The 20340-nt window shown below is 71.3% G+C and carries 15 protein-coding genes; 12 read left to right on the plus strand and 3 right to left on the minus strand.

Going from position 1 to position 20340, the window contains the following annotated elements:
• Positions 1-10: 10 nt before the first annotated feature.
• The gene (gatB, locus tag ACWDGI_RS34435) at positions 11-1525 is read left to right on the plus strand and encodes an Asp-tRNA(Asn)/Glu-tRNA(Gln) amidotransferase subunit GatB (protein WP_450765875.1); all 1515 of its coding nucleotides are present in this window, start codon (positions 11-13) and stop codon (positions 1523-1525) included.
• Between the two features lie 74 nt (positions 1526-1599).
• On the opposite strand, the gene ACWDGI_RS34440 is transcribed toward gatB, so the two are convergent.
• Entirely contained in the window at positions 1600-2397 is a 798-nt protein-coding gene (locus tag ACWDGI_RS34440) for an SAM-dependent methyltransferase (RefSeq protein WP_450765877.1), read from the minus strand.
• 186 nt (positions 2398-2583) lie between these two features.
• On the opposite strand from ACWDGI_RS34440, the gene ACWDGI_RS34445 reads away from it, so the two are divergent.
• The 5 genes from ACWDGI_RS34445 to ACWDGI_RS34465 all read left to right on the plus strand — a co-directional run bounded on the left by ACWDGI_RS34445 (position 2584) and on the right by ACWDGI_RS34465 (position 7953).
• Positions 2584-2907 carry a hypothetical protein gene (locus ACWDGI_RS34445; protein WP_450765878.1) on the plus strand — a complete coding sequence of 108 codons (324 nt, stop codon included), beginning with the start codon at positions 2584-2586 and terminating at the stop codon, positions 2905-2907.
• 99 nt (positions 2908-3006) lie between these two features.
• Positions 3007-3582: a GNAT family N-acetyltransferase gene (locus tag ACWDGI_RS34450; RefSeq protein WP_450765880.1), complete on the plus strand. Its 576-nt coding sequence runs from the start codon at positions 3007-3009 to the stop codon at positions 3580-3582.
• A 35-nt stretch (positions 3583-3617) separates the two neighbouring features.
• Positions 3618-4256, plus strand: coding sequence for a hypothetical protein (locus ACWDGI_RS34455; protein ID WP_450765881.1), 639 nt, complete (start codon positions 3618-3620; stop codon positions 4254-4256).
• Positions 4257-4453: 197 nt separating this feature from the next.
• A complete protein-coding gene (locus tag ACWDGI_RS34460; RefSeq protein WP_450765883.1) occupies positions 4454-4645 on the plus strand; it encodes a hypothetical protein in 192 nt (63 codons plus the stop codon).
• A 218-nt stretch (positions 4646-4863) separates the two neighbouring features.
• Positions 4864-7953 carry a helix-turn-helix transcriptional regulator gene (locus ACWDGI_RS34465; protein ID WP_450765885.1) on the plus strand — a complete coding sequence of 1030 codons (3090 nt, stop codon included), beginning with the start codon at positions 4864-4866 and terminating at the stop codon, positions 7951-7953.
• Here the strand turns inward: ACWDGI_RS34465 and ACWDGI_RS34470 are convergent.
• Positions 7941-9089, minus strand: a complete 1149-nt coding sequence (locus ACWDGI_RS34470; protein ID WP_450765887.1) for a PQQ-dependent sugar dehydrogenase — start codon at positions 9087-9089, stop codon at positions 7941-7943. The genes ACWDGI_RS34465 and ACWDGI_RS34470 overlap by 13 nt on opposite strands.
• Before the next feature lie 176 nt (positions 9090-9265).
• Positions 9266-10264 (minus strand): aldo/keto reductase, encoded by a 999-nt coding sequence (locus ACWDGI_RS34475; protein WP_450765889.1) that lies wholly within the window; start codon positions 10262-10264, stop codon positions 9266-9268.
• A 73-nt stretch (positions 10265-10337) separates the two neighbouring features.
• Here ACWDGI_RS34475 and ACWDGI_RS34480 point away from each other — a divergent pair, with 73 nt between their 5' ends.
• The 6 genes from ACWDGI_RS34480 (at position 10338) to serA (ending at position 20305) form a co-directional block, all read left to right on the plus strand.
• The gene (locus tag ACWDGI_RS34480; protein ID WP_450765891.1) at positions 10338-11288 is read left to right on the plus strand and encodes a 2-hydroxyacid dehydrogenase; all 951 of its coding nucleotides are present in this window, start codon (positions 10338-10340) and stop codon (positions 11286-11288) included.
• Between the two features lie 402 nt (positions 11289-11690).
• Positions 11691-14729 (plus strand): putative bifunctional diguanylate cyclase/phosphodiesterase, encoded by a 3039-nt coding sequence (locus tag ACWDGI_RS34485; RefSeq protein WP_450765893.1) that lies wholly within the window; start codon positions 11691-11693, stop codon positions 14727-14729.
• Positions 14730-14972: 243 nt separating this feature from the next.
• Entirely contained in the window at positions 14973-16823 is a 1851-nt protein-coding gene (locus ACWDGI_RS34490; RefSeq protein ID WP_450765895.1) for an acetolactate synthase large subunit, read from the plus strand.
• 21 nt (positions 16824-16844) lie between these two features.
• Entirely contained in the window at positions 16845-17369 is a 525-nt protein-coding gene (gene ilvN, locus ACWDGI_RS34495; protein WP_123973946.1) for an acetolactate synthase small subunit, read from the plus strand.
• 119 nt (positions 17370-17488) lie between these two features.
• Positions 17489-18487 carry a ketol-acid reductoisomerase gene (gene ilvC / locus ACWDGI_RS34500; protein ID WP_360484627.1) on the plus strand — a complete coding sequence of 333 codons (999 nt, stop codon included), beginning with the start codon at positions 17489-17491 and terminating at the stop codon, positions 18485-18487.
• A 228-nt stretch (positions 18488-18715) separates the two neighbouring features.
• Entirely contained in the window at positions 18716-20305 is a 1590-nt protein-coding gene (serA, locus tag ACWDGI_RS34505) for a phosphoglycerate dehydrogenase (protein ID WP_450765897.1), read from the plus strand.
• The last annotated feature ends 35 nt before the right edge of the window (positions 20306-20340 follow it).

A 20340-nucleotide genomic window follows, 5' to 3' on the forward strand; every position in this document is an offset into this window, starting at 1 on the left:
AAGTTTCACCGTGACCACCACGACCGACCTGGTGTCGTACGAGGACGCGCTGGCGTCGTACGACCCCGTCATGGGCCTCGAGGTCCATGTCGAACTCGGCACCAAGACCAAGATGTTCTGCGGCTGTTCGACCGAGCTGGGCGCCGAGCCCAACTCGCAGACCTGCCCGACCTGCCTCGGCATGCCCGGCGCGCTCCCGGTCGTCAACGCGATCGGCATCGAGTCGGCCATCAAGATCGGTCTCGCGCTGAACTGCGAGATCGCCGAGTGGTGCCGCTTCGCCCGGAAGAACTACTTCTATCCGGACATGCCGAAGAACTTCCAGACCTCCCAGTACGACGAGCCGATCGCCTTCAACGGCTACCTCGACGTGCAGCTGGAGGACGGCGAGACCTTCCGCGTGCAGATCGAACGCGCCCACATGGAGGAGGACACCGGCAAGTCCACCCACGTGGGCGGCGCGACCGGCCGTATCCACGGCGCCTCGCACTCGCTGCTCGACTACAACCGCGCGGGCATCCCGCTCATCGAGATCGTCACCAAGCCGATCGAGGGCGCCGGCGAGCGTGCTCCCGAGGTCGCGCGGGCGTACGTCCGTGAGCTGCGCGAGGTCATCAAGGCGCTCGGCGTCTCGGAAGCCCGCATGGAGATGGGCCAGATGCGCTGCGACGTGAACCTGTCGCTGCGCCCGAACGGCACCGAGAAGTTCGGCACCCGCTCCGAGACGAAGAACGTGAACTCGCTGCGGTCCGTGGAGCGTGCGGCCCGCTTCGAGATCATGCGGCACGCGGCCGTGCTCAGCGGCGGCGGCACGATCATCCAGGAGACCCGGCACTTCCACGAGGACACCGGGTCCACGACCTCGGGCCGCGTGAAGGAGGAGGCCGAGGACTACCGGTACTTCCCGGAGCCGGACCTGGTCCCGGTCGCCCCGTCCCGTGAGTGGGTCGAGGAGATCCGCGCCGCGCTGCCGGAGATGCCGCTTGCCCGCCGCAACCGGCTGCTCACCGAGTGGGGCATCTCCGCGGTGGAGATGCAGGCGATCATCAACGCCGGCGCGCTGGACCTGATCGTCGCCACCATCGACGCCGGATCCGACGCGGCCTCCGCCCGCAAGTGGTGGATGGGCGAACTGGCGCGCAGCGCCAACGAGTCGGGCAGGGCACTGGACGAGCTGGCGATCACCCCGGAGCAGGTCGCCCGGGTCACCGCGCTGGTCAACTCCGGTGATCTAAACGACAAGCTGGCCCGTCAGGTCATCGAGGGCGTCCTCGCGGGCGAGGGCACCCCGGACGAGGTCGTCGACAAGCGCGGTCTGAAGGTCGTCTCCGACGACTCGGCGCTCGGTACGGCGGTCGACGAGGCCATCGCCGGCAACCCGGGCGTCGCCGACAAGATCCGCGGCGGCAAGGTGGCCGCGGCCGGCGCTCTGGTCGGCGCGGTCATGAAGGCGACCCGCGGCCAGGCCGACGCGGCCCGCGTCAAGGAGCTGATCCTGGAGCGGCTGGGCGTCAGCGAGGGCTGAGCAGCAGTGCGCGGTACGGCCCCGGAGGCGATGCCTCCGGGGCCGTACGGCTAGCTGCGGGGCGGGCCGTACGCCTACCTGCGGCGCGCGACCACGCGGACGAAGCCCAGGGCGCGGCCCTCGTCGGCCCGGAGCATCTCGGCGACCTGGCGGGCCATCGTGCGGTGGAACTCCTCAGGGCTCTCCTCGGCGACCACCTCGCACCACAGCAGCCAGTCCCGCCAGCCGTCCGGCTGCCAGTCGGCGGCCTCGACCTCGACGGCGCCGCTGCGGGTCCAGTGCCGGCGCCACCAGTCGGCCGAGTGGAAGCACCAGTAGTCGGGCTCCCACCAGGGCCTGAGGTGCTCGGGCGGTTCGACCCCCGCGGGCTCCTCCCGCAGCGCCGGGACGACGACACCGATCCGGCCGCCGGGCCGCAACAGACGGGCGACGGTCGGGAGATAGAGGTCGGCGGTGCCGAAGTACTGGTAGGCGTCGATGCTCACGACCGCGTCGAAGCCGCCCTCGGCGAACGGCAGGTCGTGGGCCTCGGCGTGCACGGGCTGCACCCGGTCGGCGAACCCGGCCTCCGCGATGCGCCGGGCGTTGTCGTCGGCCTTGATCCAGAGGTCGGCGGCGGTGACCTGGGCATGGAACTCCCGGGCCAGGAAGACCGACGTCATCGCCCGGCCGCAGCCGAGGTCCAGCACGCGCGCGCAGGGGCGCAGGGCGTCCAGACCGAGGGCGGGGGCCAGCCATTCCAGCAGCCACAGGGCGTTCGGCCCCATCTGGTTGTCGACCACCCAGCGGGGGTCGTAGGCGTTGCTGAGCGGGTAACGGGGGTGGGTCAGGCGGTCAGTGAGGCGGTCGCCCCCGGTCCTGGTGTCGGACATGGGTGAACGGGCTCCTTGTGATCTTCGTAGTGGAAGGCGATGCGTAGGAGCTCATTCGGACCGTCAAACAATGCACCCGCTTCGGTCGTCGGCGAGGGGCCGCTCAAGGCTGACCAGCGGAAGCTAGCAGTTGTCGACATCGTTCGCAGCTGGTTTTCTCAGGCGCGGGCACTACGCTCGCCCGCCATGACCGGACACCCGGAATCCGACACCGAACCGGAGACGACCGAGGTGGAGGCCGCGGACGACGACGAGGATCCCTACGAGGAGGTCCGTCGGGCCCGCTGGACCGCCACCGCCACCGGGGCCCTGCTGACCCTGATGGGTCTGACCGCCTCCCTGATGAGACTGGGCGGCGGCGTGCCCGCGCTGGTGCCGACCGCCTATGCGGTGGGCTCCGCCGTGTGTGTGGCCGCGGGGGTGCTCGGGGCCCGGGGCCGTACCCGCAGAGCCCTGTGGCTGATGATCCTGGGGGTCATGGTCATGGCTCTCGGGGACCAGTTCGACTGACGTTCCCGCCCCGGACCGGCATCGAGCCGCAAGAGTGCCGCGCCGCGCATGAGAGGCTCGACGTGCCGGCCGAAGACGTGGTGGAACTGGAGAAGCACGATGTACGCGATATCCCTGGGTGACGACGGCGCCGAACTGCGTCCGCTGGAACCCTGGCATGCCGAGGAGTTCCTGGCCCACCTGGAACGCGGGCGGGAGTTCATCGGACAGTTCATCTCCTTCGGCTCCAAGGAGACGGACGTGCCCTCCGCGCGCGCGATGCTCCAGCGGTACGCCGACCTGCGCGCCGCCGACACCGGCTCCCTGCACGGCCTGTGGCTCGACGGCACGCTCGTCGGCGGGGTGCTCTTCCTGAACTTCGACGCGGAGACCGGGAACTGCGAGGTCGGCTGCTGGCTGGAGCCGGCCGGCACCGGACGCGGACTCGTCACGCGCGCGATGCGGGTGCTGATCGACTTCGCGGTCGAGCAGCGCGGCATCCACCGGATCGAGTGGGTCGCCGCCTCGGGCAACGAGCCCAGCCTGAACGTGGCCCGGCGGCTGGGGATGACCCGCGATGGCGTACGCCGCCAGGCGCACCCCTATGGTGGCCTACGGCACGACCTGGAGGTGTGGTCGATCCTCGCCCCGGAATGGCGTGAAGCACGCGCGCGTGCCGTACAGAACGATCATTAAGACGCCTCTCAGACAGGATCCGTACGGTGCCGGACATGGGAACCAAGACAGCTGACGAGACCGGCGCCGAGACGGGCGCCGAGGCCACGACCGACGAGCAGAAGGTGAGCGTCACCAAGAGCGCCGACGACGCGACGGAGTCCGCGACCGGGGCCGAGCCGGAGGCGGCGGCCGCCGGGACCGAGGCAGCCGACGGCACGGACGCCGACCTCGACGCGGAGGACCTGGAGGGCGACGCCGACCTTGCCGCAGGCCTGGCCGAGGACGAGGCCGAGGGCCCGTCCGGGGTCGGCCAGGGCGCCGCCGCCGTCGTCTCCGTCGTGCTCGGCCTGGTCTCCCTCACCGGTGGCTGGATCGGTACGGTGGCCGCCGCCCGCGAGACCCTCATCGGCCAGCTCCAGACCTCGTCGAGCGCGAGCGTCGCCAAGCAGGTCAAGGAGGTCTACGGCGATGCCTGGCAGACCACCGCGCTGTGGGCCGGCGCGTTCGCGCTGGTGGCCCTGATCACCGGCGTCGTGGTGCTCGCCCGGCCCGCCTTCGGTGCCCCCGGCAGGCCGCAGGCGCCGTGGATCAAGTCGGTCGCCTGGGCGGGTGTCGCGCTCGGCGTCATCGGCCTGCTGCTGGCCGTCCTCAAGTACTCCGACGCGCTCCTCGGGCTGCCCTCGACCAGCTGAGACAGCCCAGGTCGGAAGGGGCCTTAGGACGTTCGTAAGCACCTTACGGACGGCCTGAGGCCCCTTATGCGTGTCCGGGGCCCGGCGGCCGTCCGAAGATGCGGAACTCTCCCGATGTGGCGCACCCCCCTGGGAGACGAAGGTGGAGGCATCGCGAGAAGCGAAGCCCAACCACCGTCTCTCACCAGGGGAACACCATGTTCGAGTTCGAGCTCCACCAGGTCCGCGCCGCCGAACTGCACCGCCAGGCCGCCGACGCCCGCCTGGCCCGCGAGGCCGTCCGCTCCCGCCGGGCCGCCCGCCGCGAGCAGGCAGCCCGCCAGGCCGCCGTGCCGGAGGAGATCCATACCGTCCGCCGCGGCCGACGCGGGCTCCCGGGCACGGTGTGAACAGGGGGCCGGGCGGCACCGACCCCCGCCCGGCGGCCGAGGACACCATGGCCGAGGACACCGCGGCCGAGGACACGGAGACCGGTGGCCGTACGGGGGTCGGCCACCGGTCTGCGGGACTGCCGTCGGATCGCACGCCGCAGGCCACGCCGCCGGGTCGTATGACAAGCGGACCGGGGTTGTGGAAAACCGCTGCCGTCAACTCCGAGACGCATGCGATGCTCTGGCCTGTGGAAACCAGGTCCGTGAGTCCCGTGTTCGTAGGCCGCAGCGACGAGCTGGGGACGCTGAACGAGGCGCTGGCCCGTGCCGAGGCCGCCGAGCCGCAGGCGCTGCTGCTCGGCGGCGAGGCCGGGGTCGGCAAGACCCGGCTGGTCGAGGAGTTCGCCGCGGCCGCCTGCCGCCGGGGCGCGGTCGTCGCGCTCGGCGGCTGCGTGGAGATCGGCGCCGACGGACTCCCGTTCGCCCCCTTCTCCACCGCGCTGCGCGCGCTGCGGGCCGCGCTGCCCGACGAACTGGCCGCGGCCGCCGCCGGGCAGGAGGACGAACTGGCCCGGCTGCTGCCGGAGTTCGGCGAGGCCTCCGCCGGCCGCCACGACGAGCAGGGCATGGCCCGCCTCTTCGAGCTCACCGCACGGCTGCTGGAACGGCTCGCCGCCGAGCGCACGGTGGTCGTCGCCCTGGAGGACCTGCACTGGGCCGACGCCTCCACCCGCCATCTCCTCTCCTATCTGCTGCGCACCCTGCGCACCGGCCGGCTCGTCGTCCTCGCCACCTACCGCTCCGACGACATCCACCGCCGCCACCCGATGCGCCCGCTCCTCGCCGAACTCGACCGGCTGCGCACCGTCCGCCGTATCGAACTGGCCCGGTTCAACCGGGAGGAGGTCGGCCGCCAGATGGCCGGCATCCTCGCCGCCGAACCCGACCCCGCCCAGGTCGACGAGATCTTCGAGCGTTCCGACGGCAACGCCTTCTTCGTCGAGGAACTCGCCGTCGCCTGGGCCGAGGGCTGCTGCACCGGGCTCACCGACTCCCTGCGCGACCTGCTGCTCGTGCGGGTCGAGGCGCTGTCCGAGAGCGCCCAGCGGGTCGCCCGGATCGTCGCCGAGGGCGGCTCCACCGTCGAGTACCGGCTCCTCGCCGCCGTCGCCCAGCTCGCCGAGGACGACCTCATCGAGGCGCTGCGCGCGGCCGTCGGCGCCAACATCCTCACCGCCACGCCCGGCGGCGACGGCTACCGCTTCCGGCACTCCCTGGTCCGCGAGGCCGTCGCCGACGACCTGCTCCCGGGCGAACGCTCCCGGATCAACCGGCGCTACGCCGAGGCCCTGGAGTCGGACCCCGGGCTGGTGCCGGCCGACGCGCGCGTGACCCGCCTGGCCAGCTACTGGTACCAGGCCCACGACCCGGCCAAGGCGCTGCCCGCCGTCCTCCACGCCTCCGTCGTGGCCCGCCGCCGGCACGCCTACAGCGAGCAACTGCGGCTCCTGGAGCGGGCGATGGAGCTGTGGGACACCACTCCCGAGGAGATCCGCGCCGCCCTGCGCCCCGTCGACTACACCGACGTCTACCCTCCCTGCGGCTGCGATCCGGCCACCACACCGCTGCGCTACCTCGACCTGATGGCGGAGGCGGCGGTCGCGGGCCGCTTCTGCGGGGAACGCGAACGCGCCCTGAAGATCACCAAGAGGGCGCTGCGGATGGTCGAGGACGAGGGGGACCCGCTGCGCGCGGCCTGGTTCTGGGTGCAGCGCTCCCGGCTGGTCCAGGACCTGGCCCGGGGCGACGGCTGGCAGGAACTCGGCACCGCCCAGGACCTGGTGCGCGGCCTGCCGCCCTCGGAGGTGCACGCCGACGTGCTGGCCAACGTCGCCAACTGGTGCATGCTCCACGAACCCGGCCCCGAGGCCTTCGCCGCCGCTGAACGGGCCGTGGAGTACGCGCGGATGGTGGGCGCCCGTGGGATCGAGCTCAACGCCCGCATCACCCTGGGCTGCCTCATGGTCGACGCGGGTGACGTCGAGAACGGGATGGCGGAACTGCGCCGGGTCAAGGAGACCGCCCTGCGGGAGGGCGCGGCCAACGTCGCGGGCCGCGCCTATGTGAACCTGCCCTCCGAGCTGGACTCGGTCGGCCGCAGCGGGGAGGCGGTGCCCATCCTGCGGGAGGGCCTCGTCTTCGCCCGCAGGTACGGCCTGCTGGACTCCGAGGTGTGGATCTGGGGCAACCTCTCCGACTCGCTGTACGCGCTCGGCCAGTGGGACGAGGCCGCCGAAGCCGCGGCGGGCGCCCTCGGCTCCGCGGCCAGCGCCAAGCCCCGGGGCGCCGGCGCCCTGCGCCTCGCCAAGATCGCCCTCGCCCGTGGCGACGCCGCCGAGGCCGCCCGTCAGCTCGCCATCGCGCACGAGCACTACGGCACCCACGACCCGATGCCCCAGGCGCTGCTGCCCGTCGCCCGGATCGCCGTCGGCGTCGCGGCCGAGGAGGGCCGGCTCCTCGACGCCCGCGCCGAGCTGGACCGCGCCCTGGACCGCGGCTTCCCGCCGGGCACCCAGCGCTACGGCTGGCCCCTGCTGCTGGCCGCCGCCGCTGCCGAGGCCGACGCCCGCGCCCTGCCCGCGGTGGCCGACGGCCGTGCCGAGTTCCTCGGCCGGCTCACCGAGGCCGTCCGCAAGCTCACCACCGGTGCGCCCCTGTGGCTGGCGTACGAGCGCTGGACCCGGGCCGAACTGCACCGCGCCCGGGGCACCGACACCGCCGCGCTCTGGTCCGACGTGGTCACCGACTTCGAGCGCCTGGACCGCCCCTACGACCTCGCCCGGGTCCGCCGTCGCCTCGCCCAGGTCCTGCTCGAAGAGGCGTCCGGCGACGACGGACGCGACCGCGCGACGGAACTGCTCCGGCTGGCCGGGGCGGTCGCCGCCCACCTGGGCGCCCGCCCGCTCGCCGAGGCCGTCGCCCTGCTCGCCCAGCGGGCCCGCCTCAGCCTCACCGCCGGCACCCCGCGCCGGGCCCTGGACCCTGCCGAGAGCCTCGGCCTCACCAACCGGGAGCGGGACGTCCTGCGGCTGGTCTCGGCGGGCCGTACCAACCGTCAGATAGCCGAGGAGCTCTTCATCTCCCCGAAGACCGCCAGCGTCCACGTCTCCAACATCCTGGGCAAGCTCGGCGTCTCCGGGAGGGGGGAGGCCGCCGCGGTGGCCCACCGCCTGGAACTGTTCCCGCCGGATCACACCGACCGCACCGGCCACACCGACCGCACCGGCCACACCGACCGCACGGCCACCGCCGGTCAGCGCACCTGAAGCTCCAGGATCCGGTCGTCGCCCGGCTTCGGCCGGCCACGTCCGTCGGTGTTGCTGGTCACCAGCCACACCTTGTCGCCGCCCGCCGCCACGACCGTGCGCAGCCGGCCGTACTCGCCCTTGAGGAAGGCCTCGGGTTCGGCGCCCGCGACGGTGCCCTTCAGCGGGATGCGCCACAGCCGCCGGCCCTTGAGCCCGGCCATCCAGATCACCCCGTCGACATAGGCGATGCCGCTGGGGGAGGCGTCGTCGGTGTGCCACTGGGCGATCGGGTTCACGTACTTGGCGTCCGAGGACCGGCCCTCCGCGTCCGGCCAGCCGTAGTCGCCGCCGGGCTTGACGGCGTTCAGCTCGTCCCAGGTGTCCTGGCCGAACTCCGAGGCGAACAGCCGCTGGTGGTCGTCCCAGGCCAGGCCCTGCACATTGCGGTGACCGTAGGTGTACACCGGGGAGCCGGGGAACGGGTTGCCGGGGGCCGGGTCGCCCTCCGGGGTGAGCCGCAGGATCTTGCCGCCCAGGGAGTCCTTGTCCTGGGCGAGACCCCGCTGCCCGCTCTCCCCGGTGCCCGCGTAGAGCATGCCGTCCGGGCCGAAGGCGATCCGCCCGCCGTTGTGGATGAACCCCTTGGGGATGCCCTTGAAGATCGTGTCGGGGGCGCCCAGCTGCTCCCCGGCCGGCTTGCTCCGGTCCCAGAGCAGGCGCACGATGCGGTTGTCGGAGGCCGAGGTGAAGTACGCGTAGATCATGTGGTCCGAGGCGAAGTCGGGGGACAGGGCGATGCCCAGCAGACCCCCCTCCCCGGCCGCGGACACCCCGGAGACGGTGCCCAGCTCGGTCTTCTTCCCGGTCTTCTCGTCGATCTTGCTGATCGTCCCGTCGTCACGGTCGGAGACGAGCAGCCCGGACCCGTCCGGCAGCGGCGCGAGACCCCACGGCGACTTGAGCCCTCCGGCGACCGTGCGCAGCACCTTCACCGACCCCTTCGCGGGCGCGGCCGACTCCCTCGCGCCGGCCGACGAGGAAGCACTCGCCGACGTACTCATCGCCCAAGGCGGCGTGGGCCCGCCCTCGCCCTCACCGCCGGAGGAACACCCGGCCACCAGCAGGAGCCCGGCCGCGGCCAACACGGCGGTCAAGCCTTGACGTTGCACGATCACGGTCCCTTCACCACGCCCGACGGCCCTCGCGACCGACGGTAGTGCAGCGCCCCGTCAGGGGCGCGGGACTGTGCCGATATGCGGCTCCGCCGCGTGGGCGCGATCAGCCACGACGGCGCAGCACCGAACCACCGGCGGATCACGGACGGCGATCGCTAATCCCAAGATCCCTGCGCAGCAGGCAGCCCGGAGAGCTCGGCCAGATCCTCCGCAGTCAGCCGGACGTCCACGGACCGGGCGTTCTCCGTCGCCCACCGGCACTGCTTGGTACCGGGAACCGGGACCACATGCCGCCCCCGGTCCCGCACCCACGCCAGCGCCACCTGAGCGGCGGTGACCTCCTCCCCGTGCCGCCGGGCGACCCTCCGCAGCCCCGCCACGATCGGCTGGTTGGCCGCCATCATCTCCGCCGTGAAGCGAGGATGCCGCGCGCGCACGTCGTCCGGTTCGAAACCCTCGCCCGGCGTGAGCGTGCCGGTGAGGAAGCCGTTGCCCAGCGGCATCGCCGCCAGGAAACCCACGCCCCGTGCCTCGCACCACGGCAGCAGCGCCTCCAGCGCCTCCGGCGACCACACCGACAGTTCCGCCTGCACCGCGCTCACCGGAAACACCTGCTGTACCCGCTGCAACTGGCGCAGGGTCGCGTCATGCAGCCGCGCGCCGGACCTGCGCCCCCCGCGCGCCCCCAGGGCGCACAGTCCCAGCGCGCGCACCTTCCCCGCCTGCACCAGCTCCGCCATCGCGCCCCAGGTCTCCTCGACGGGTATCTCGGGATCGGCGCGGTGCAGTTGGTAGAGGTCGATGACGTCGGTCTGCAGCCGCCGCAGGGACGCGTCGCAGGCGCGCTTCACATAGCCGGGCCGGCCGTTCGCCACGATGTGCTGGTCGCCGACGAGCAGGCCCACCTTGGTCGACACGAAGGCCTCGGCCCGCCGCTCCCTGAGCACCCGCCCCAGCAGCAGTTCATTGGTGAACGGGCCGTACATGTCCGCGGTGTCCAGCAGCGTCACGCCCAGGTCCAGTGCCCGGTGCACCGCCCGCACCGATTCGTCACCGCGCTGCCGCGACCCGCTGTAGGCCCAGCTCATCGGCATGCACCCGAGTCCGACGGCCCCCACCGCGAGCGCCCCCGCGCCGATCGTCCTGCGCTCCACCAGCCCGTGAACCTCCTTCTAGACCACCCAACCTAACCTCTGCGCCCCCACGTCCCTGACATAGCCTCCTGACATGACCCAAGACGCATGGCTCCCCATCCCGCTGAAGGAGTTCCAGGGGCTCCCAGACGGGCTCAATTACCTCTTCTGGGACGGGGACCAGGACTTTCCCGGTGATCCCGCCGACTGCGCCGTGTATGTCGTCCCCTACATGAAGCCGCAGGAGGTGCGGGCGCGGCCGCTGCCGGGGATGCGGAACCTGCGCCTCATCCAGACCCTCACCGCCGGTGTCGACGACATGATCGCGGCCCTCGACCGCATCGTCCCCGGAGTGCCCTTGTGCAACGCGCGCGGGGTGCACGAGGCGAGCACCGCCGAGCTCGCGCTCACCCTGACCCTGGCGTCCCTGCGCGGTGTCCCGGGGTTCGTGCGCGCCCAGCAGCGGGAGCACTGGGAGAGCGGTTTCCACCCCGCCCTCGCCGACAGGAACGTCCTCATCGTCGGTTACGGCGCCATCGGCTCGGCCATCGAGGACCGGCTCGTGCCGTTCGAGGTTGCGCGGGTGGCGCGCGTCGCGCGCTCCGGGCGCGCCTCGGCGCGCGGTCCCGTGCATCCGCTCACCGAACTGCCGCAACTGCTTCCGGAAGCCGACGTCGTCATCCTCGCCACGCCTCTCACGGACACCACGCGTGGCCTGGTCAACGCGGAGTTCCTCGCGCGGATGAAGGACGGCGCACTGCTCGTGAACATCGCGCGCGGTCCCGTGGTGGACACCAAGGCGCTCCTCGCCGAACTGGAGAGCGGCCGTCTCACCGCCGCCCTGGACGTCACCGATCCCGAGCCGCTGCCGGCCGGACATCCCTTGTGGCAGGCGCCCGGCCTGCTGATCAGCCCCCACGTCGGCGGCCCCACCTCGGCCTTCCTGCCCCGTGCCAAGCGGGTCGTCACCGAGCAGTTGAACCGTTTCGTGAACCGGGAGCCGTTGCGAAACGTGATCCTTACGACGGGATCCGCCGACAACTGACCATCGCGGCAACACGCGTGTAATCCGCTTCGGGTACGGTCCGCGACCTTCCGGGCGCGGTGGGTACGCGCATAGCCGCTGGTCGTCACGGAGCGTAGAGAAGCTATGTCCCTGAGTGACGAGACTGGTGTATCGTCCCGACAGGGGCTGCGCCGCGCACCGTTCGGCGCCGGGGATGGACATTTCAGATTTGTGAGGGGGGCGACGGGCGATGCACGGCCTATGGACGAACGATCCGACGCGGCGGAGCCGCCGGCGGCGACCCTGGCGCACAGCTGCGCGCAGACGCGGCCACCACACCAGCCATCACCACCACCGCAGCCACAGCGGACGCAAGAGGCACGCTCACCCAGCGCACCGGGACCGGAGGGACCCGGGCGTGGCGCGGACCGGGAGCATCCGGTGACAGCGCCGACGCCTGTGCCGACCGCCCTCCCCGGAGCGCTGCGGGCGCAGCCTCCGGCGGGAAGGCCGAACTCCCGGCCGCCGGCCACCGGCGGCGGGACCGGCGTGGTCCGCCAACTCGTCCTGGCCCTGATCTGCGCGGGATACGCCGTCGGTTCCGCGTTCGACTGGGGCTCGAACCAAATCGCCCTGTTCATGGGCGACTTCGGTCTGACCGCGGCGGCCGGCACCGCCGCCGTGTCGTGCTTCTGCTACGCGCGCTCCCCGCGGGTCCGCTTTCGACCCGCGTGGCTGCTGTTCGCCCTCTCCTCGGCGATGGCGGCCCTGGGCAACGCGGTCTGGGGGTGGTACGAGGTCGTGCTCCAGCGGCCCGTGCCCAGCCCCAGCTATGCCGACCTGTTCTTCCTGTGCTTCGCGCCGCCCGCCATCGTCGGTCTGCTGGTACTGGCCAAGCGGCCGATGACCAAGGCCGGGTGGATCTGCCTGGGGCTGGACGCCTGGCTGATCGGCGGCTCGCTGCTCACTCTGTCGTGGAGCCTCGCGCTCGCCCAGGCCGCCCGGCTCGACGGGCCCAGCGTCGCGCACACCGCGCTCTCGCTGGCCTACCCGCTGCTGGACATCGCCCTGGTCAGCATGGTGCTCGCGCTCCACTTCCGGCGCTCGCCGGGCAACCGCACCGCGGTGAACACCGCGATCGGCGCTCTCGCCCTGACCGTGATGTGCGACGCCCTGTTCACCTCGCCGCTGCTGCACAGCAGTTACCGCTCCGGCCAGCTGCTGGACGCGGGCTGGTTCGCCGGCTCGCTGCTGCTGGCGTACGCCCCCTGGGCCGCGCCACGGCCGACGGCGGAGCCCGAGGGGCACACCCGCGTGGTCCACGAGCACGTGCCCGGCGGACGGGCCACGGTGCCCAGGCAGGCGCCCGCCCCGGGCGGCGAACACGTCCGGTACCCGGCGGGCCGCCCCCTGGCCGGTTCGCTGGCCGCCCTCACCCCGTACCTGGCCGCCGCCGTGTGCACGCTGGGCATCCTCTACAACGTGCTGAACGGCCGCAGTCCGGACCACGTCGTCCTGATCACCGCCGGCTGTGTGGTCCTCGCGCTCGTGGTCCGCCAGGGCATCATGCTGCTCGACAACATCACCCTCACCCAGGAACTGGCGCATCAGGAGAACCACTTCCGCTCCCTGGTGCAGGGCTCCAGCGACGTCATCATGATCGCCGCGCCCAACGGCATCCTCCGGTACGTCTCCCCGGCCGCCGCCGGGGTCTACGGACGGCCCGCCGAGGAGCTGGTCGGCTCCGAACTGGGCAACCTCATCCACCCGGAGGACCTGGGCTGCGTGGTGCACGAGGTGCGCCGCTTCCTCGCCACCGGCCCCCTGGAGGAGTCCACCACCCGTATCGAGTGCCGTTTCCGGTCCGGTGACGGCGGCTGGCTCAACGTCGAGTCCACCGTCAACCGGCACCACGGCGGCCTCATCTTCAACAGCCGGGACGTGACCGAGAGAGTGCGGCTGCAGGCGCAGCTCCAGCACAACGCCGAGCACGACCCGCTCACCGACCTGCCCAACCGCGCCCTGTTCACCCGGCGGGTGCAGCAGGCCCTGTCCGGCCGCCGTTCCTCCGACCGGGGCCCCGCCCTGCGGAACACGGCCGTGCTCTTCATCGACCTGGACGGATTCAAGGCCGTCAACGACACCATCGGGCACCAGGCCGGCGACGAACTGCTCGTCCAGGCCGCGCGCCGGCTCCAGGACGCGGTCCGCCACGGCGACACCGCCTCCCGGCTGGGCGGCGACGAGTTCGCGGCGCTGATCGTCGGAGACGGCACCCGTGACCGCAGTGCCCGGGAGCGGCACATCCTGGAGCTCGCCGACCGCCTCAGGACGACCCTCTCGCAGCCGTACGCCATTGACGGCAACGATGTCCGTGTCAACGCGTCCATCGGTGTCGCCTTCGCCGAACCGGGTCTGGGCGCCGGGGAATTGCTGCGCAACGCCGACCTGGCGATGTACCGCGCCAAGTCGGCCGGAAAGGGCCGCGTCGAGCTGTACAGGCCGCAGATGCAGCAGGACGTCGTACGCAAGGCGGAACTGGCCACCCGGCTGCGGGCCGCGCTGCACGACGGCGAGTTCGCGCTGCTGCACCAGCCCGTGGTGTGCCTGGAGAGCGGCCGGATCGACTCGGTCTCCGCACAGGCGCGCTGGCGCTCCTCCCAGGGGGTGCTGTTCACGCCCGCCGAGTTCCTGCGGGTGGCCGAGGACAGCGACAAGACCGCCGAGCTGGACCGCTGGATCCTCCAGGAGGCGGTCGAACAGGCCGCCGAGCGGGCCGCCAACGGGCTCGTGGTGCCGGTCGCCGTCCGGACGTGTGCCCGGCGGCTGCTCGACCGGTCCTCGCCGCTCGGCTCCGTGGAGGCCCTGCTGACCCGGCACGCGCTGCCCTCGGGGGCGCTGGTCCTGGAGCTCTCCGACACCGACCCCAGGGTTCCGCTGGACGAGCTGGAGCGGCGCCTGACCGCGCTCAGCCGGCACGGTGTCCGGATCGCGCTGGACGGCTTCGGCAGCGGCTACGCGGCGATCACCGCCCTGCGCAAGCTCCCCGTCGACATGCTCAAGCTCGACCGCAGCCTGGTCGAGGGAGTCGTCGAGTCGCCCCGGCTGCACAAGATCACCAGCGGGCTGCTGCGGATCGCCGGCGATCTCGGGCTCCAGTCGGTGGCCGAGGGCGTGGACCTGCCCGAGCAGGTCACGGCGCTGCGCGCGATGGGGTGCACGCACGGGATGGGCATGGCCTTCTCCGGTCCGGTGGACGAGTACCGGCTGCGCCGGGCCCTCGGTTCCGGCCACTATCCGGTGCCGCACGCACCGGCCGAGCCGGCGTTCGCGGGCGCCGCCGGAGGCGAACGAGCCATGGAGCGGGGCGCGGGGGTGTACACCGGTGGTGTGCCCGCGGTCGCCGGTGGGGTGACCGCCGTGTTCGGAGGCGGCAGTGCCCTTCGCTCACATAATGAGACTCCCGTCCCACCCACTTGACACGTGGTGCGCGTCAGAGGGAGGGTCAGTTCCATGCGCACCCGAATTCTCGTACTTGGACAGCGCGTCGGCTGAGCTGGGACCCACCGGAGAACGATCCGGAAACCCCAGCGACCACACCGGCGCGCTCCCCTCGCTTGCCTTTTGGCACGAGGGGTTTTTTGTTGCACCAGCACCAGACGTACGGCGGCAGAAATCCGTACGAACCTCGCAAAAACCCTCAGCATCGAGAAGAGAATGCCGATGACCGAGCAGGCCCCGGGGGCCCACCATCCGCAGCCGCGGCCCCGTTCCGGAGGACAGCAGTCCGCGCCCGTCGAGCACGTCACGGGTGCGAAGTCCCTCATCCGCTCCCTCGAGGAGGTCGGCGCTGACACGGTATTCGGCATTCCCGGCGGCGCGATCCTGCCGGCCTACGACCCGCTGATGGACTCCACCCGGGTGCGCCACGTCCTGTGCCGGCACGAGCAGGGCGCCGGTCACGCGGCCACCGGCTACGCGCAGGCCACCGGGAAGGTCGGCGTCTGCATGGCCACCTCGGGGCCGGGTGCCACCAACCTGGTGACGCCGATCGCGGACGCGCACATGGACTCGGTGCCGCTCGTGGCGATCACCGGCCAGGTCGCGTCCTCCTCGATCGGCACGGACGCCTTCCAGGAGGCGGACATCGTCGGTATCACCATGCCGATCACCAAGCACAACTTCCTGGTCACCAAGGCCGAGGACATCCCCCGGATCATCGCCCAGGCGTTCCACATCGCCTCCACCGGACGTCCCGGCCCGGTGCTGGTCGACATCGCGAAGGACGCCCTCCAGGCGAAGACCACCTTCTCCTGGCCGCCGGTCATGGACCTGCCGGGCTACCGCCCGGTGACCAAGCCGCACGCCAAGCAGATCCGCGAGGGTGCCAAGCTGATCACCTCCGCGAAGCGGCCCGTCCTCTACGTCGGCGGCGGTGTCATCAAGGCCGGCGCCACCGCCGAGCTGAAGGTCCTCGCCGAACTCACCGGAGCGCCCGTCACCACCACCCTGATGGCGCTCGGCGCATTCCCCGACAGCCACCCGCTGCACGTGGGAATGCCGGGCATGCACGGTGCGGTCACCGCCGTCACCGCGCTGCAGAAGGCCGACCTGATCGTCGCCCTCGGCACCCGATTCGACGACCGCGTCACCGGCAAGCTGGACAGCTTCGCCCCGCACGCCAAGATCGTCCACGCCGACATCGACCCCGCGGAGATCGGCAAGAACCGCGCCGCCGACGTGCCGATCGTCGGGGACGCCCGCGAGGTCATCGCCGACCTGATCCAGGCGGTGCAGAAGGAGCACAGCGAGGGCCACCAGGGCGACTACACCGCCTGGTGGAAGGACCTCAACCGCTGGCGCGAGACCTACCCGCTGGGTTACGACCTGCCCGACAACGGGTCGCTCTCCCCGCAGCAGGTCATCGAGCGCGTCGGGCAGCTCGCTCCCGAAGGCACGATCTTCGCGGCGGGCGTCGGTCAGCACCAGATGTGGGCCGCGCACTACGTGCAGTACGAGAAGCCCGCCACCTGGCTGAACTCCGGCGGCGCCGGAACCATGGGCTACGCGGTCCCGGCCGCCATGGGCGCCAAGGCCGGGCAGCCCGGCCGGACCGTCTGGGCGATCGACGGCGACGGCTGCTTCCAGATGACCAACCAGGAACTGACCACCTGCGCCCTGAACAACATCCCGATCAAGGTCGCCATCATCAACAACGGTGCCCTCGGGATGGTCCGCCAGTGGCAGACCCTCTTCTACAACCAGCGGTACTCCAACACCGTGCTGCACTCCGGTCCTGACGACGTCAACCCGGACGCCCGCGGCACCCGCGTCCCCGACTTCGTGAAGCTGTCGGAGGCCATGGGCTGCTACGCGATCCGCTGCGAGTCCCCGGACGACCTCGACAAGGTCATCGAAGAGGCCAACTCCATCAACGACCGCCCGGTCATCGTCGACTTCATCGTCCACGAGGACGCGATGGTGTGGCCGATGGTCGCCGCCGGCACCTCCAACGACGAGATCATGGCCGCCCGGGACGTCCGCCCCGACTTCGGCGACAACGAAGACGACTGAGCGAGAGAGACGTAAAAGACCATGTCCAAGCACACGCTCTCCGTTCTGGTGGAGAACAAGCCGGGCATCCTGGCCCGGATCGCCGCGCTGTTCTCCCGGCGGGGCTTCAACATCGACTCGCTGGCCGTCGGCGTCACCGAGCACCCCGACATCTCCCGCATCACGATCGTGGTGAGTGTCGAAGCCCTGCCGCTGGAGCAGGTCACCAAGCAGCTCAACAAGCTCGTCGAGGTGCTCAAGATCGTCGAACTGGAGCCGGGTTCGGCCGTTCAGCGGGAACTCGTTCTGGTGAAGGTGCGCGCCGACAACGAGACGCGCTCCCAGATCGTCGAGATCGTCCAGCTGTTCCGCGCCAAGACCGTCGACGTCTCCCCGGAGGCCGTCACCGTCGAGGCCACCGGCAGCAGCGAGAAGCTGACCGCCATGCTCAAGATGCTGGAGCCGTTCGGCATCAAGGAGCTGGTGCAGTCCGGCACGATCGCGATCGGCCGCGGTGCCCGTTCGATCACCGACCGGTCGCTGCGCGCGCTCGACCGATCTGCGTAAGGCTGGAAACGGACGGTCGACGGTTGCCGGCCGCCCGTATGCCGAGACCCCGAAACTTCCCTTCCGACCGCCGTCATACGGTGGTACGCACCATCCGCACACCAAGGAGAGAACCCAAAGTGGCCGAGCTGTTCTACGACGCCGACGCCGACCTGTCCATCATCCAGGGCCGCAAGGTCGCGGTCATCGGCTACGGCAGCCAGGGCCACGCCCACGCGCTGTCGCTGCGCGACTCCGGTGTCGACGTCCGTGTCGGTCTGCACGAGGGCTCCAAGTCCAAGGCGAAGGCCGAGGAGCAGGGCCTGCGCGTGGTGACCCCGGCCGAGGCCGCCGCCGAGGCCGACGTCATCATGATCCTGGTGCCGGACCCGATCCAGGCCCAGGTCTACGAGGAGTCCATCGCCCCGAACCTGAACGACGGCGACGCGCTGTTCTTCGGCCACGGCCTGAACATCCGCTACGGGTTCATCAAGCCCCCGGCCGGCGTCGACGTCTGCATGGTCGCCCCGAAGGGCCCGGGCCACCTGGTGCGCCGTCAGTACGAGGAGGGCCGCGGCGTTCCCTGCATCGTGGCCGTCGAGCAGGACGCCACCGGCAACGGCTTCGCGCTGGCTCTGTCGTACGCGAAGGGCATCGGCGGCACCCGCGCGGGCGTCATCAAGACGACCTTCACCGAGGAGACCGAGACCGACCTGTTCGGTGAGCAGGCCGTCCTCTGCGGTGGTACCTCCGCGCTGGTCAAGGCCGGTTTCGAGACCCTGGTCGAGGCCGGTTACCAGCCGGAGATCGCCTACTTCGAGTGCCTGCACGAGCTGAAGCTGATCGTGGACCTCATGTACGAGGGTGGCCTGGAGAAGATGCGCTGGTCGGTCTCCGAGACCGCCGAGTGGGGCGACTACGTCACCGGCCCGCGGATCATCACCGACGCCACCAAGGCCGAGATGAAGCAGGTCCTCGCCGAGATCCAGGACGGCACCTTCGCCCGTAACTGGATGGACGAGTACCACGGCGGTCTGAAGAAGTACAACGAGTACAAGAAGCAGGACTCCGAGCACCTGCTGGAGACCACCGGCAAGCAGCTGCGCAAGCTGATGTCGTGGGTGAACGAAGAGGCGTGAGCCCCAGGTGACAGGGCCGGGGCGACACGCCCCGGCCCTGTTGTCCGCCCCGTCGAATCTCGGACGGGTGATCCTTCCGCAGAGGCGCAGGACGACCACCACCACGCCACTACACTGCCGTACTACATACGCGTCAGGCCCACAGCGTCGTGCGTCTCCACGCGGCAAGCCCCTCCACCGCCAGCGGCCGTCGGGACGGCCGTCCGCATTGGACATGTGAGGACTCACGTGAGCTCGAAACCTGTCGTACTCATCGCTGAAGAGCTGTCGCCCGCCACCGTCGACGCGCTGGGCCCGGACTTCGAGATCCGGCACACGAACGGAGCAGACCGGGACGAGCTGCTCCCGGCCATCGCCGACGTGGACGCGATCCTGATCCGCTCGGCCACCAAGGTCGACGCCGAGGCCATCGCCGCGGCGAAGAAGCTGAAGGTCGTCGCACGAGCCGGCGTCGGCCTGGACAACGTGGACGTCTCCGCAGCCACCAAGGCCGGCGTGATGGTCGTCAACGCCCCGACCTCCAACATCGTGACCGCCGCCGAGCTGGCCTGCGGTCTGCTGGTCGCCACCGCCCGCAACATCCCGCAGGCCAACTCGGCGCTGAAGAACGGCGAGTGGAAGCGCAGCAAGTACACCGGTGTCGAGCTCGCCGAGAAGACCCTCGGTGTCGTCGGCCTCGGCCGCATCGGCGCCCTGGTCGCCCAGCGGATGTCCGCGTTCGGCATGAAGGTCGTGGCGTACGACCCCTACGTCCAGCCTGCCCGGGCCGCGCAGATGGGCGTCAAGGTGCTGTCGCTGGACGAGCTGCTCGAAGTCTCCGACTTCATCACCGTGCACCTGCCGAAGACCCCCGAGACGGTCGGTCTGATCGGCGACGAGGCGCTGCGCAAGGTCAAGCCGTCGGTGCGGATCGTCAACGCGGCGCGCGGTGGCATCGTCGACGAGGTGGCGCTGTACGCGGCGCTCAAGGAGGGCCGGGTCGCCGGCGCCGGCCTCGACGTGTACACGAAGGAGCCGTGCACCGACTCCCCGCTCTTCGAGCTGGACCAGGTCGTCTGCACCCCGCACCTCGGTGCCTCCACCGACGAGGCCCAGGAGAAGGCGGGCATCGCGGTCGCCAGGTCGGTCCGCCTGGCCCTCGCCGGCGAACTGGTCCCGGACGCGGTGAACGTCCAGGGCGGGGTCATCGCCGAGGACGTCAAGCCGGGCCTGCCGCTGGCCGAGCGTCTCGGCCGCATCTTCACCGCGCTCGCCGGTGAGGTCGCGGTCCGCCTCGACGTCGAGGTCTACGGCGAGATCACCCAGCACGACGTGAAGGTGCTGGAGCTCTCCGCGCTCAAGGGTGTCTTCGAGGACGTCGTCGCCGAGACCGTCTCCTACGTCAACGCCCCGCTGTTCGCGCAGGAGCGCGGTGTCGAGGTCCGCCTCACCACCAGCTCGGAGTCGGCCGACCACCGTAACGTCGTCACCGTGCGCGGCACCCTCGGCAGCGGTGAGGAGGTCTCGGTCTCCGGCACGCTGGCCGGCCCGAAGAACCTCCAGAAGATCGTCGCGGTCGGCGACTTCGACGTCGACCTCGCGATCGCCGACCACCTGCTGGTACTGCGCTACGAGGACCGGCCGGGTGTCGTCGGCACCGTCGGCCGCATCCTCGGCGAGGCGGGCATCAACATCGCCGGCATGCAGGTCGCCCGGTCGATCGCGGGCGGCGAGGCACTGGCGGTGCTGACCGTCGACGACACGGTGACCTCCGGTGTGCTGGCCGAGGTCGAGGCGGAGATCGGGGCGACCTCGGCTCGTTCGGTGAACCTGGTCTGACCTGGCGTCTGGGGGCTGCCGCCCCCGGGCCCCCG

Source organism: Streptomyces sp. NPDC001220, from assembly GCF_053597895.1.